Raw genomic sequence first — 12,876 nt, 5'->3', positions numbered from 1 at the left:
TCTGCGAGATCTTCCCCCCGGACGACTTCCCCATCTACTTCTACCGGTTGCCCAAGGCACCCGATCTGGTGATCCACGAGCACGAGCTGGCTCTGGACGCCATCCGCGCCGCGCGGATCCTGTGGGTGACGGTGACCGGGCTGTGCGAGGAGCCGAGCCGCTCGGCCACGCTCGCCGCGGTGCGGGCCCGCGCGCCGGGGTCGCTGACCGTGTTGGACCTGGACTACCGGCCGATGTTCTGGAAGTCCGTCCAGGACGCCCGGCACTGGGTCAACGAGGCACTGCCACACGTCACGGTGACCGTCGGCAACCTCGACGAGTGTGAAACGGCCGTCGGCACGCGCGTGCCGGCGGACGCCGCGAAAGCGTTGCGTGACAGGGGTGTCCGGCTCGCGGTGGTGAAGCAGGGACCCAGGGGCGTGCTCGCGGTGGACGACACGGGCGCGGTGGAGGTCCCACCTCATCCGGTCGAAGTGGTCAACGGGCTCGGCGCCGGCGACGCGTTCGGGGGCGCGCTGTGCCACGGCCTGCTGAACGGCTGGTCAACGGAACACACGATGCGGTACGCGAACGCGGCCGGCGCGATCGTCGCGTCGCGACTGTCCTGTTCGGCCGCGATGCCGACGAGCGACGAGGTGGAGGCAGTGCTCGATGCTGACTGACCGGCAGCTGGCCAGGATCACCACGACCCGGGCCCGGTCCCCCGAGAAGATCGCCGAGGCGGCGCAGGCCCGCGTCCGGCCGAACTCCGCGTTCGACGACGACGAGCGCGACCTGATCATCGCGGCCGACCACCCGGCGCGTGGCGCGCTGCGGGCGGGGGCCTACCCGATGGCCATGGCCAACCGCCGTGAGCTCCTCAGGCGGTTGTGCGTGGCGCTGGCGAGACCGGGGGTGACCGGTGTGCTCGGCACGCCGGACGTCCTGGAGGACCTGCTGCTGCTCGGCGCGCTGAACGACCGCAGCGTGTTCGGCTCGATGAACCGCGGCGGCCTCGCGGGGGCGACCTTCGAGCTGGACGACCGCTTCACGGGTTACGACGCGCGCACGATCAGCCGGTTCGGGTTCGACGGCGGCAAGATGCTGCTCCGCATCGACTACAACGACGAACGCACCGCGTCGACGCTCGCCGCCTGCGCGGCGGCGGTGACGGACCTGGCGGAGGAGAAGCTGACCGCGATGGTGGAGCCGTTCATAGCGCGGCGCACCGAGGAGGGCCAGCTGTGGAACGACCTGTCCGTCGAGGCCGCGACGACGGCGGTGTCCATCGCGTCGGGCCTGGGCGCCACGTCGGCGTACACGTGGCTGAAGATCCCGGTCGTCGGCGACGGCGGCGAAGCCATGGCGGCCGTGCTCGGCGCGACCACACTGCCCACGCTGCTGCTGGGCGGCGAGGTGTCCACCGACCAGGAGGCGACGTACGACCGGTGGCGGCGGGCTTTGCGCCACCCGACCGTGCGCGGCCTGGTGGTGGGCCGCTCGCTGCTGTACCCGCCGGACGGCGATGTCGCCAAGGCCGTCGACATCGCGGTGGGGTTGCTGTGAACGTCGTGGTCACCCCGGCGACGGCGGGCTGGACGTACAGCGGCCTGACGGTGGTCACCCTGGCCGCGGGTGAGTCCCACGCGCTCTCGACGGGACCCGCCGAGACCTTGGTGTTCCCCCTGTCGGGCGGTTGCACGGTGACGGTCGAGGGCACCACGTTCGAGCTGGCGGGCCGCCCGTCGGTCTTCGAGGCGAAGACGGACTTCGTCTACCTCCCGCGCGATGCCAGCGCTTCGGTGGTCAGCGCGGCCGGCGCGAAGCTGGCGTTCCCGTCGGCGGTGTGCGAGCGCCGGCTGCCGGCCCGGTACGTCCCGGCCGCGGCCACCCCCGTGGAGCTGCGTGGCGCGGGCCGCTGCAGCCGCCAGGTGAACAACTTCTGCACCCCGGCGGCGTTCGAGGCGGACAGGCTGATCGCGTGCGAGGTCCTCACCCCGGGCGGCAACTGGTCGTCCTACCCCCCGCACAAGCACGACGAGCTCCGCGAGGGCGAGTGCGAGCTGGAGGAGATCTACTACTTCGAGGTCGCCCGCGACGGCATGGCCTACCAGCGGGTCTACGGCACGGAGACCCGCCCGATCGACATCCTGGAGGAGGTCCGCACCGACGATGTGGTGCTGATCCCCCACGGCTGGCACGGCCCGTCCATGGCAACCCCGGGCTACGACCTGTACTACCTGAACGTCATGGCCGGCCCCGACGACACCCGCGAATGGCTGATCAGCGACGACCCGGCCCACACCTGGATCCGCGAGACGTGGGAGACCGAGGAGCTGGACCCCCGCCTCCCGTTCTACCGCTGACCAACCGGGCTAGAAGCGGCCGGCGAACAGGAGCTGCGCCACGTGGGTCACGGTCTCGCGGCCGGTGTCGTAGTCGCCCTGGCCGCGGAGGTTGTTCATCGCGGCCAGGGTGTAGCGCTGGTCGGGGCCGACGAAGCCCACGGTGTTCATCACCCAGCCGCCCTGTTCCTCGGACCAGCCGTCCTTGTTGCCGGGCTGGGCGGCCGGGCCGGCGCCCCACACGCCCCACTGCTGGTCGGCGGCCACCGAGCGCAGCTCGCCCACGATGTAGCCGCGCTCGTCGGCCGGCAGCTCGGTCAGCACGTAGTGGATCAGCCGGTCCAGGTCCTCCGGGGTGCACTTCTGGAAGCCCCAGTACGGGTAGTACTCCGAGAAGCCCTTCTGCGGCTGCAGGGACGTCATCCCGTAGGCGGGGAAGTTCTTGTTGAACGCCATGTGGTCGCGGCCCGCGTAGCGGTACCACAGCGTGTCGGCCGCGTTGTCGTCCGACGAGTGGAGCATCGACTCGATCAGCGCGCGGTCGGGGTCGGTGAGCCTGATCTCGCCGTCGCGGTCGCGGGTGAACAGGTCCACCACCATCGCCAGCTTGATCGTCGACGCCGTCCACGTGGGGTCCGTCGCGTGGTTGTTCTCCCACACGGCGCCGGTGCGCATGTCGCGCAGCACCACGCCCGTCGTGCCCGGCCGGCTGTCCAGGTAGGTCTGGACGGCCGTGATGCGGCTCTGGAAGTCACAGTCGAAGCCCGGCACCGGCTGCGCGCACTGCGGCGTCCCGGCGGCCCCCGAGGGGGTGGGCGAGGCCGGCACGGCAGGCGCGGACGAGGAGGAACCCGCGGACGACCTCGGTGCCGCGTCGGCGGACCGCGGCGGCGAGCTGCAGCCGGACATGCCGATGGCGGCCGCCGCGACGAGCGCGGCGACCGCCATCAACCGGAGCTTCACAGCTTCTTTGACGGGTCCTCCTGGGACTTGGCGACCGAGGTGCCCGTCTCCGTCCCGCCGGAGCCGGACTCCAGCTCGGCGGCGTGGCCGTGCTGTGCGGCACGCGCCTTGGCCAGCGCGGCCGTCTCCTCAGGCGGGTCGTGCCGGAGCAGCGAACCGGCCACCGGCGCGCCGGCCGAGCCCAGCTTGTTCATCTTCTTCGGCACCGGTGTGCCCTGGTACTCCAGCGCGATCGGGTGCCCGTGCTCGTCCAGGCCGGCCAGCGGCTGGTGCACCTCGATGAACTCACCGTGCGGCAGGCGCTTGATGATGCCGGTCTCCACACCGTGCTCGAGCACCTGGCGGTCCGACCGCTGCAGGCCGAGGCACAGGCGGTAGGTGACCGCGTACGCCAGCGGCGGCAGGACCAGCAACCCGATGCGGCCCATCCACGTGGTCGCGTTCAGCGAGATGTCGAACTTCTCGGCGAGCACGTCGTTCGCGGCGGACAGCAGCGACACGCCGAAGAACGTGATCGCCATGGCGCCGAGGCTGGTGCGCACCGGCACGTCACGCGGCCGCTGCAGCAGGTTGTGGTGCGCGTAGTCCTTGGTGAACTTCTTCTCGATCCACGGGTAGACCGCCGCGATGCCCGTCAGCAGGGGCAGGCCCATGATGAACGGGAAGAACGGCGCGGGGATCGTGTAGTTCCCGAGGTAGACCTCCCACGCCGGCCACAGTCGGATGAGACCGTCGGTCCACGCCATGTACCAGTCGGGCACGGTGCCCGCGGACACCTGCGCCGGGGAGAACGGCCCGAAGTTCCACACCGGGTTGATCTGGAACAGGCCGCCGAGCAGTGCGGTCACACCGATGACCACGGCCGTGAAGCCGCCGGCCTTGAGTGCGAAGGTCGGCATGATGCGCACGCCGACGACGTTGGTCTCCTTGCGCCGCACCCCGGGGAACTGCGTGTGCTTCTGGTACCACACGAGACCCACGTGCACACCGATCAGCGCGAGCAGGACGCCCGGGATCAGCAGGATGTGCAGGGTGTAGATGCGGGGGATCAGCTCCGTGCCGGGAAACTCGCTGCCGAAGAGCAGCCAGCTGGACCACGTGCCGACGACCGGCAGCGACTCGATCAGACCGGCGGTGATGCGCATGCCGGCGCCCGACAGCAGGTCGTCCGGCAGCGAGTAGCCGAAGAGGCCCTCGAAGCAGCCCATCAGGAAGATCAGGATGCCGATGACCCAGTTGACCTCACGCGGCCGGCGGAACGCGCCGGTGAAGAACGTGCGGAACATGTGGATCGTCAGCGACAGCATGAACAGCAGCGCCGACCAGTGGTGCACCTGGCGCACGAACAGGCCGCCGCGCACGTCGAACGTGATGTACAGCGTCGACTCGTACGCCCGGGACATCTCCAGGCCGCGCAGGTTGTCGAACGAGCCCTGGTAGGTCACGTGGGCCATCGACGGGTCGAAGAACAGCGCCAGGTACGTGCCGGACAGCAGCAGCACGATGAAGCTGTACAGCGCGATCTCGCCGAGCAGGAACGACCAGTGCGTCGGGAAGACCTTGTTCAGCTGCCGCCGCAGGCCGCCCGCCATGTGGTACCGGTCGTCGGCCCACTTGGCCGCGCCGCCGGCCGCCCGCATGACGATGTTGTCGGGCTTCGTCGGAGTCGTGAGTCCACTCATGACCTGCGCTCCCAGTAGGCGGGACCAACCGGCTCGATGAAGTCACCGGTCGAGATGAAGTATCCGTCCTCGTCCACCGTGATCGGCAGTTGTGCCAACTTTCGGGTGGCCGGGCCGAACACCGGCTTGGCGTAGTGCAGCGCGTCGAACTGCGACTGGTGGCACGGGCACAGGATGCGGTTGCTGCGCTGCTCGAAGAGCGAGGTCGGGCACCCGAGGTGGCTGCAGATCTTCGTGTAGGCGTAGTAGTCGCCGTAGTTGAAGTCCTCCTGGCCCTCGTGCTTGACCACCTTGGCCGAGTCCTGCGGCCGCAGGCGGATCAGCATCACCGGGCTGTCACCCTTCAGGGTGACCTTGACGAAGTCGTCCTCGGAGTCGGTCTTCCGGTAGGGGAACACCGTCTCCATGGAGCCCGCGTCCATGTCCTCCGGCCGCACCAGGGAGACCCGGCCGTCGCCGGTGATCCGGCGCAGGTAGACCTTCTCGCCCTTCTTGGTGTGCAGCCACGGGGTGTGCAGCAGACCGGCCGCGTTGCTCGACTGGGCGTGCGGGTTGCGGAGCAGGCTGCCGAGCGGCATCGCGACGAGCGCGAGGCCGAGCACGCCGCCGCCGAACCCGAGCGTGCGCTTGATCAGCGGCCGGCGGGCGATCGTGCTGCGGTTGCCCGAGTCGGCCAGCTCGGCCAGGATCGTGGCCTTGTCCAGCTCGTTCGAGCCGCCGTCGTGCCGCTGCTGCACCGCGATCTCGTGCGGGACGAACTTCCTCGTGTAGTTCAGCACGCCGATGCCGATGGCGAGGATCGACAGGCCCAGCGTCAGGCCGATGACCGGGGTGTACAGCGAGTACATGAAGTACCCGTCCTGGTCCGGCGCCACGTACCTGGCCGGCCACCAGATGAAGGCGACGACGAACGCCAGGCCGGCGATGCCGGCCAGGGCGAACCAGAACGCGACCTGGCGCTCCGCCCGCTTCTCCGCGCGCGTGCCCTTGACCGGCCACGGGTCCGGGTACTCGACCAGCTCGACGCCGTCGAGCTTCGCCCCGAGCGTGGCCAGCTCGTCCCGGGACATCTGCGCGAGCTCCTCCTCGCTCGGCAGCTCCTCAGGCTTGTCCGTGCTCATGCTTTAGCCCCGATCCACAAGGTGATGCCAAGCAGGGCGACGATTCCCACGACGAAGGCGATGAAACCCTCCGACTGCGGGCCGAGCCCGCCGATGGGGCTACCACCCGGGTTGTTGTTGCCGTTCGTCACCGACTTGACGTAGGCGATGATGTCCTTCTTCTCGTCCGGCGACAGCTGGCGCTCGGAGAACCGCGGCATGTTCTGCGGGCCCGACAGCATGGCCGCGTAGATCTGGTCCTCGGTCGCGCCGTCCAGGCTCGGCGCCTCCTTGCCGGACGACAGCGCGCCGCCGCGGCCGGTGAAGTTGTGGCAGGACGCGCAGTTGAACCGGAACAGCTCGCCGCCGCGGGCCGGGTCGTCGCCCACCAGCGCCGCGCCCTTCTCCTTCGGCATCTCGACGCCGCCGCCGTTGGCCTGGACGAAGGCCGCGACCGCGTCCACCTCCTCCGGTGAGAGCACCCTCGGCTTCGCCGGCTCCTGGGCGGACTGGCCCATGGCCGGCATGCGGCCGGTCGAGGTCTGGAAGTAGACGTTGGCCTCGCCGACGCCGATGAGGCTCGGGCCGCGGTCCTGGACGCCCTCGAGGTTCGCGCCGTGACACGTGATGCAGGTGTTGGTGTAGATCCGCTCGCCCTCGCGCACGATGGCCGGGTCCTGCTGTGCCTGCGCGGTCTGCGGTTCGGGCACGAGCACGCTGTAGGCCGCGCCGACGCCCATCAGTGCGAAGGCCAGCGCCAGCAGGCCCGCGACGCGGCGCCGGAGCTTGGAGCGAGCCTTCATTTTCTTGGTCATTGTGCGGCAACCCCTGATATCAGTTCGGACCCGGCGAGTCTGCAGACGCTCCGCGTCACGGCACGAAGTAGATCACGGTGAACAGACCGATCCAGACGACGTCCACGAAGTGCCAGTAGTAGGACACGACGATCGCGGACGTGGCCTGCGCCGGCGTGAACTTGCTCATCTTCGTGCGCGAGAGCAGGTACACGAAGGCGATCAGACCGCCTGTCACGTGCAGTCCGTGGAACCCGGTGGTCAGGAAGAAGACCGTGCCGTAGGCCGAGGACGGGATGGTGAGGCCCTCCTCGATCAGCGACCGGTACTCGTTGGCCTGGCCGAGTACGAAGAACAGACCCATGAAGAGGGTCAGCGTGTACCACCGGCGCAACCCGTACACATCACCTCGCTCCGCGGCGAACACACCCATCTGACAGGTGAGGGACGAGGCGACCAGCACGATCGTGACAACGAGCGCGTAGGGCACGTCGAGGTGGTAGGGCGGCGGGGGCCAGTGGCCAGTGCTGTTCTGCGCCTTGACCGTGAAGAACATGGCGAAGAGACCGGCGAAGAACATCAGCTCGCTGGCCAGCCACACGATCGTGCCGACGCTGACCATGTTGGGCCTGTTCAGCGAGTGCACACGTTGACTGATGGAAGGCGCTGCTGTCGTCACGCAAGGCATTATTGCCTGCCCTTTCACCGGTCAGCAGATCGGGTCCGGGCGTGTCGGGGATGGTTCACCCCGTGTCGGGCACCTGCGAGCGGTCGACTCGTCCCGGATAACATCCAGGTGTCCCGACCTGCCTGATTTCCCGCCGGAGGCACTGCCATGAGCTCCCCGCTGAAGATCCTCGTGTTCAGCCACCGGCCGGAGGTCCGGGAGAGGATCGTCACAGCCGTCGGCCGGCGCCCCGCCGCCGACGTCGGCCGGGTGACCTACCACGAGTCCGCCACGATCGCCGACGTGCTCATGGAGATGGACTCCGGCACGGTCGACCTGGCGATCCTCGACGGTGAGGCCCAGCCGACCGGTGGCATCGGCCTGTGCCGCCAGCTGAAGAACGAGATTACCAACTGCCCCCCGATCGTGGTCGCCATCCGGCGCAAGGACGACCGCTGGCTCGCGACCTGGTCGCAGGCCGACGCGGTGCTCGTGCACCCGCTCGACCCGCTGGCCGCCGCGGAGACCGTCGCCGACGTGCTCCGGAACAAGTCGCTGCCCGTCCATCAGGGGTGAGCTCCGTGACCCAGACCTGGCCCGGCCTGCTGGGCCGGCTCGTCGCGCGTGCGGACCTGACCGCGGACGACACGTCGTGGGCCATGGACCAGATCATGTCCGGCAGCGCGACCGGTGGGCAGATCGGCGCCCTCGTGGCCGCGCTCCGGTCGAAGGGTGAGACGCCGGCCGAGGTGGCCGGCATGGCGGAAGTGATGCTGTCGCACGCCAGGCGGGTGTCGCTGGACATACCGGCCGTCGACGTCGTGGGCACGGGCGGCGACCAGTCCGGCACCGTGAACATCTCCACGATGAGCGCGGTGGTGGTGGCGGCCGCGGGAATCCCGGTCGTGAAGCACGGCAACCGTGCCCAGTCGTCGCGCTGCGGAGCGGCGGACGTACTCGAATCACTCGGTGTGGTGATCGAGTTGTCCCCCGAAGCGGTGGCCACATGCGTGCGTGAGGTTGGCATCGGCTTCTGCCTGGCGACGGCCTTCCACCCGGCCCTGCGCCACGCCGGCCCCACCCGCAGGGAGTTGGGCATCCCCACGGTGTTCAACATCATGGGCCCGCTGACGAACCCGGCGCAGCCGACGTCCGCGCTGGTCGGGTGCGCACACGCGCCGCTCGCGCAGGTGGTCGCCGAGGTCCTCGCCGGCCGCGGCTTCTCCGTGCTGGTCGTGCGGGGCGATGACGGCCTGGACGAGATCACGACCACGACCACGACGTCGGCCTGGGTGGTGTCCGGTGGGACTGTCCGTTCCGAGGTGATCGACCCCGGCGCACTCGACGTGACCCCTGCCGCGCCCGAAGCGCTGAAGGGTGGCGACGCGGCGATGAACGCCACCGTCCTGCGGTCGCTCGTCGCCGGCGACGCGGGCGCGGTCCGCGACACCGTGCTGGTCAACGCCGCGGGCGCGATCGCGGCCTTCAGGGGCTTCTCCGAGGACCTGACGGCCGATCTGCGGGCCGGGATGGCGACCGCCGCGGAGGCCATCGATTCCGGCCGGGCAGCCAAGCTCCTGGATCGGTGGATCACCCGCAGCAAGGAACTCGCCTGAGACAACCCGAAAGGGCCCCTTCGAGGTGACTCGAAAGGGCCCTTTTTCGTGCCTGAGAACTCAGTCCGTGGCGTTCGGGCGGGTGTGGTACTCGAAGACCAGGCCGGCCACCGCGCCCAGGATGCAGATCAGCGCGACGACGAGCAGCCAGATCTGCATGAAGGCCAGTGACAAGGCGGCCAGGCCGCCGGAAGCGGCGATGGTGACCGGCCAGTAGCTGCCCGCCGAGAAGAAGCCGACCTCGCCCGCGCCGTCGCTGATCTCGGCCTCCGGGTTGTCCTCCGGGCGGCGGGCGACGCGGCGGGCGACGAAGTGGAAGTACGAGCCGATGATCAGGGACAGCCCGCCGGTCAGGATCAGGCCTACCGTGCCGGCCGGTTCCCTCGACCAGACCCCGTAGACGACGGCGGCCAGGAAGAAGAACCCCGTGGTGATGTCGAAAAGCCTGGCTTCGACCCTCATGACTTCAAGTCCTCCGGTCAGTTCGAGGAGGTTCGGGCGGTGCGGTCGCTGTTGAACGGCGACGTCTCGACGGCGTACGGCGAGCAGAGCTGACCGCACGACGGGTCGTCCCTGCTCATCTTGGCCAGGGCCTCCGCGGCCGTGTACGGCTTGCCCGTGGCCTCGTTCGTCGTTACCCGCAGCTCCATGTAGTCGTCGAACCGGTTCTGGTCGAGCGCCCTGACCTCGAAGTTCATGCCCGAGTGGTAGGTGCCGCACAGCTCGGCGCAGCGGCCGACGAACGCGCCCGGCCGGTCGATCATGTTCTGGAAGGTCTCGTCCTGGTTGTTCTTCTCCGGGTTCGGGAAGACGTCCCGCTTGAAGTTGAACTCCGGGACGAAGAACGAGTGGATGACGTCCTTCGAGTGCAGCCGGTAGTGGATGGTCGCGTTCGTGGGCAGCACCAGCAGCGGGATCTCCGTGGTGCTGCCGGTCGTGGTGACCTTCGCACCGTCGGGCGTCTTCGGCACGACGTGGTGGCCGTCGGCGTCGATGTACTCGTTGTAGGTGAACTGCCAGTTCCACTGGAAGGCCAGGACGTCGACGTTCGCGCCGACCTTGTCCGTGGGCTCCTCGGCCAGCACGTAGTTCTGCGTCGTCACCGTGAAGTAGAACAGGACCACCACGATGATCGCCGGGAGGCCGGTGTAGATGACCTCAAGGAAGTGGTTGTACTGGAACTGCTTGGGCAGCACGTCGCTCTTCTTGCGGTGCGCCACCACCGGCCACAGGATCAGCGCCCAGACGATCACGCCGACGATCAGCGACGCGATGACCGCGCCCGTCCAGAAGTCGCGCATCCGATCGGCCTGGGGCGTGACGCCCTCTGGCCAGCCGAAGCGCAGCACCGCACCCCCGGAGCAGCCGGTCGCGGTCAGCGCGACCAGCCCGACGAGCCCAGCGATCCTGGTCAGTCGCGTTGCCCGAGAACGACGCGTTCCGCCCACTGCGCGATCCCTCCTAGTAAGACCGGTGATCACAGCGTTGGAGCCTAGCCGAGAGGCGCGGGCCACACCGCTCAGGGGCACGCTTGGACGAGACAGCCATACTTGCCCGTGACGTGCACTCGACAGGGAAGGTTGTGCCGACCGTGTGCGGTCTGCTTGGTGTGGTGTGCCCGACCGAACAGGAAGCAAACGCGACGAGGGACGCGGTCGCCAGAGCCATGCGCTGCCAGCGGCACCGGGGTCCGGACGAGAGCGGCACGTGGGCCGGTGACGAGGTCGTCTTCGGCTTCAACCGGCTGTCGATCATCGACGTCGACCACTCCCACCAGCCCCTGCACTGGAGCCCCGAGGGGGTCCAGGAGCGCTACACCCTCCTGTTCAACGGCGAGATCTACAACTACGTGGAACTGCGCCAGGAGCTGATCGAGAAGCACGGCGCCACCATGCGCACCCACGGCGACAGCGAGGTCATCGTCGCCCTGTATCACTACCTGGGCCCTTCCGCGGTGCAGAAGCTGCGAGGGATGTTCGCGTTCGTCATCTGGGACTGGCGCCGCCGCGTGGTCTTCGGGGCGCGCGACCCGTTCGGCATCAAGCCTCTGTTCTACTCCGCGGGCCCGGGCGGCGTGGCGTTCTCGAGCGAGAAGAAGGCCCTCCTGGAGCTGGCACCCCGGCTGCACGTCACGGAGAAACTGGACCGGACGGCACTGCAGCACTACCTGACCCTGCAGTACGTCCCGGAGCCGGAGACCCTCCACCAGGACATCCGCCGCATCGAGTCCGGCCACTCGTTCACCATCTCCCCAGGCGGCGAGGTCCGCACCGACCGCTACTTCTTCCACACGTTCCGCCCCACGCCGGTCGGGGACGAGCCGGAGAAGCTGTACGACGAGATCGCCGAGGTCCTGCGCGACTCGGTCGCCAAGCACATGCGCGCGGACGTGACCGTCGGCTCCTTCCTGTCCGGCGGCATCGACTCGACGGCCATCGCCGCCCTGGCCAAGGACCACAACCCGAACCTCGTGACGTTCACGACGGGTTTCGAGCGCGAGGGCTACTCGGAGGTCGACGTCGCGGCCGAGTCGGCGGCCGCCATTGGCGTGAAACACGTGGTCAGGACGGTCAGCGCCGAGGAGATGATGGAGGCGCTGCCGCTGATCGTCTGGTACCTGGACGACCCGGTGGCCGACCCGGCGCTGGTGCCGCTCTGGTTCATCGCCCGCGAGGCCCGCCGCCACGTGAAGGTGGTCCTGTCGGGCGAGGGCGCGGACGAGCTGTTCGGCGGTTACACGATCTACAAGGAACCCATCTCCCTCGCGGCGTTCGAGAAGGTTCCCGGCGCGCTCCGCAAGGCCATGGGCTCGCTGTCGACCAAGCTGCCGGAGGGCAAGCGGGGCAAGGACCTGCTGCGCCGGGCCTCGCTCTCGCTGGAGGAGCGCTACTACGGCAACGCGCGGATCTTCCGCGACGACCAGCTCCGGTCGGTGCTCAGGACGTTCGACCCGGCGATCAGCCACATGGACGTGACCGCGGTTCCGTACCGCGAGTCGGCGAACTGGGACCCGGTGACCCGCATGCAGCACGTCGACCTGTTCACCTGGCTGCGCGGCGACATCCTGGTCAAGGCCGACAAGGTCACCATGGCCAACTCGCTGGAGCTGCGCGTGCCGTTCCTGGACGCGGAGGTCTTCAAGGTCGCGGCGAAGATCCCGGTCGAGGAGAAGATCACCAGGGAGACCACGAAGTACGCGCTGCGCCAGGCACTGCGGCGGATCGTCCCGGGACACGTGCTGAACCGCCGCAAGCTGGGCTTCCCCGTGCCGATCCGCCTGTGGCTCAGGGACGAGATGTACGACTGGGCGCGGCAGGTCATCCTCGGCTCGCAGACGGACGAGGAGATCGACAAGAGCGCGGTGCTGAAGCTGCTGGAGGAGCACCGCGCGGGCACCCTGGACCACAGCAGGCGGATCTGGGCGTTGCTGGTCTACATGCTGTGGCACGGGATCTTCGTCACGAAGAGCATCCAGCCACGCATCCCGGAGCCGCAGTACCCGGTGAAGCTCTAACTCCTCTGGAACCGCCACGTCTTGCTGTCGAACAGGAGGCAGATGCTCGGCGACATCACGACGACGCGGAGGGTGCCGTCCCGCTCGTCGTAGTCGATGCCCTCGACCTCGAAGGAACCGGAGCAGCCGCTCTGCAGCGGGAGCTGGCCCAGGGACGTGACGCGCCCGGTCACGTCGGCCGCGCCGACCGGCGCGGCCAGGTCGACCTGCAGCAGC

At 69.0% G+C, this 12,876-nt stretch carries 13 protein-coding genes and 1 pseudogene; 6 read left to right on the top strand and 8 right to left on the bottom strand.

Annotation, left to right across the window (positions count from 1 at the left end; genetic code table 11):
• The 3 genes from ACJ73U_RS04490 to iolB all read left to right on the top strand — a co-directional run.
• On the top strand, nucleotides 1-662 hold a 662-nt coding region (locus ACJ73U_RS04490; protein ID WP_407776229.1), incomplete at its 5' end, for a PfkB family carbohydrate kinase.
• Complete coding sequence (locus ACJ73U_RS04485; RefSeq protein ID WP_407776228.1) at nucleotides 652-1,545, top strand: deoxyribose-phosphate aldolase; 894 nt, start codon at nucleotides 652-654, stop codon at nucleotides 1,543-1,545. The genes ACJ73U_RS04490 and ACJ73U_RS04485, both read left to right, overlap by 11 nt.
• Nucleotides 1,542-2,345, top strand: coding sequence for a 5-deoxy-glucuronate isomerase (iolB, locus tag ACJ73U_RS04480; RefSeq protein ID WP_407776227.1), 804 nt, complete (start codon nucleotides 1,542-1,544; stop codon nucleotides 2,343-2,345). Before ACJ73U_RS04485 ends, iolB begins: the two co-directional genes overlap by 4 nt.
• A 9-nt stretch (nucleotides 2,346-2,354) precedes the next feature.
• On the opposite strand, the gene ACJ73U_RS04475 is transcribed toward iolB, so the two are convergent.
• Genes ACJ73U_RS04475 through ACJ73U_RS04455 form a run of 5 tightly spaced genes read right to left on the bottom strand, consistent with a single transcriptional unit; the run spans nucleotide 2,355 to nucleotide 7,551 of the window.
• Complete coding sequence (locus tag ACJ73U_RS04475; protein ID WP_407776226.1) at nucleotides 2,355-3,287, bottom strand: tat pathway signal sequence; 933 nt, start codon at nucleotides 3,285-3,287, stop codon at nucleotides 2,355-2,357.
• On the bottom strand, nucleotides 3,284-4,969 hold the full coding sequence (locus tag ACJ73U_RS04470) for a cytochrome bc complex cytochrome b subunit (protein WP_407776225.1): 1,686 nt from the start codon (nucleotides 4,967-4,969) through the stop codon (nucleotides 3,284-3,286). The genes ACJ73U_RS04475 and ACJ73U_RS04470 overlap by 4 nt, the downstream gene beginning before the upstream one ends.
• Complete coding sequence (locus ACJ73U_RS04465) at nucleotides 4,966-6,090, bottom strand: ubiquinol-cytochrome c reductase iron-sulfur subunit (protein ID WP_407776224.1); 1,125 nt, start codon at nucleotides 6,088-6,090, stop codon at nucleotides 4,966-4,968. The genes ACJ73U_RS04470 and ACJ73U_RS04465 overlap by 4 nt, the downstream gene beginning before the upstream one ends.
• Nucleotides 6,087-6,884, bottom strand: a complete 798-nt coding sequence (locus tag ACJ73U_RS04460; protein ID WP_407776223.1) for a c-type cytochrome — start codon at nucleotides 6,882-6,884, stop codon at nucleotides 6,087-6,089. Before ACJ73U_RS04460 ends, ACJ73U_RS04465 begins: the two co-directional genes overlap by 4 nt.
• Before the next feature lie 55 nt (nucleotides 6,885-6,939).
• Entirely contained in the window at nucleotides 6,940-7,551 is a 612-nt protein-coding gene (locus ACJ73U_RS04455; protein WP_407776222.1) for a heme-copper oxidase subunit III, read from the bottom strand.
• A gap of 147 nt (nucleotides 7,552-7,698) precedes the next feature.
• Here ACJ73U_RS04455 and ACJ73U_RS04450 point away from each other — a divergent pair, with 147 nt between their 5' ends.
• Together ACJ73U_RS04450 and trpD are read left to right on the top strand one after the other, a co-directional pair.
• On the top strand, nucleotides 7,699-8,106 hold the full coding sequence (locus tag ACJ73U_RS04450; RefSeq protein ID WP_407776221.1) for a hypothetical protein: 408 nt from the start codon (nucleotides 7,699-7,701) through the stop codon (nucleotides 8,104-8,106).
• Nucleotides 8,103-9,146 (top strand): anthranilate phosphoribosyltransferase, encoded by a 1,044-nt coding sequence (trpD, locus tag ACJ73U_RS04445; RefSeq protein WP_407776220.1) that lies wholly within the window; start codon nucleotides 8,103-8,105, stop codon nucleotides 9,144-9,146. The genes ACJ73U_RS04450 and trpD overlap by 4 nt, the downstream gene beginning before the upstream one ends.
• Before the next feature lie 60 nt (nucleotides 9,147-9,206).
• On the opposite strand, the gene ACJ73U_RS04440 is transcribed toward trpD, so the two are convergent.
• The gene (locus ACJ73U_RS04440) at nucleotides 9,207-9,608 is read right to left on the bottom strand and encodes a cytochrome c oxidase subunit 4 (protein ID WP_407776219.1); all 402 of its coding nucleotides are present in this window, start codon (nucleotides 9,606-9,608) and stop codon (nucleotides 9,207-9,209) included.
• Nucleotides 9,609-9,625: 17 nt separating this feature from the next.
• On the bottom strand, nucleotides 9,626-10,594 hold the full coding sequence (locus tag ACJ73U_RS04435) for a cytochrome c oxidase subunit II (RefSeq protein ID WP_407776218.1): 969 nt from the start codon (nucleotides 10,592-10,594) through the stop codon (nucleotides 9,626-9,628).
• A gap of 143 nt (nucleotides 10,595-10,737) precedes the next feature.
• On the opposite strand from ACJ73U_RS04435, the gene asnB reads away from it, so the two are divergent.
• On the top strand, nucleotides 10,738-12,660 hold the full coding sequence (gene asnB / locus ACJ73U_RS04430) for an asparagine synthase (glutamine-hydrolyzing) (protein WP_407776217.1): 1,923 nt from the start codon (nucleotides 10,738-10,740) through the stop codon (nucleotides 12,658-12,660).
• Here asnB and ACJ73U_RS04425 read toward each other — a convergent pair.
• Nucleotides 12,657-12,876: pseudogene (locus ACJ73U_RS04425) on the bottom strand (hypothetical protein); the annotation flags it as partial. The gene asnB and the pseudogene ACJ73U_RS04425 overlap by 4 nt on opposite strands.

The organism is Actinophytocola sp. (genome assembly GCF_045807065.1).
Classification (GTDB): Bacteria; Actinomycetota; Actinomycetes; order Mycobacteriales; family Pseudonocardiaceae; genus Actinophytocola.
The sequence above is the reverse complement of the archived record's forward strand: the minus strand, read 5'-3'. Positions and strand labels throughout refer to the sequence as shown.

Bases quoted from the DNA above. Each gene is read 5' to 3' on its own strand.
- ACJ73U_RS04455 (WP_407776222.1), bottom strand. From the start codon at position 7,551: ATGCCTTGCGTGACGACAGCAGCGCCTTCCATCAGTCAACGTGTGCAC.
- ACJ73U_RS04440 (WP_407776219.1), bottom strand. From the start codon at position 9,608: ATGAGGGTCGAAGCCAGGCTTTTCGACATCACCACGGGGTTCTTCTTC.
- ACJ73U_RS04465 (WP_407776224.1), bottom strand. From the start codon at position 6,090: ATGAGCACGGACAAGCCTGAGGAGCTGCCGAGCGAGGAGGAGCTCGCG.
- ACJ73U_RS04485 (WP_407776228.1), top strand. From the start codon at position 652: ATGCTGACTGACCGGCAGCTGGCCAGGATCACCACGACCCGGGCCCGG.
- ACJ73U_RS04450 (WP_407776221.1), top strand. From the start codon at position 7,699: ATGAGCTCCCCGCTGAAGATCCTCGTGTTCAGCCACCGGCCGGAGGTC.
- ACJ73U_RS04460 (WP_407776223.1), bottom strand. From the start codon at position 6,884: ATGACCAAGAAAATGAAGGCTCGCTCCAAGCTCCGGCGCCGCGTCGCG.
- ACJ73U_RS04470 (WP_407776225.1), bottom strand. From the start codon at position 4,969: ATGAGTGGACTCACGACTCCGACGAAGCCCGACAACATCGTCATGCGG.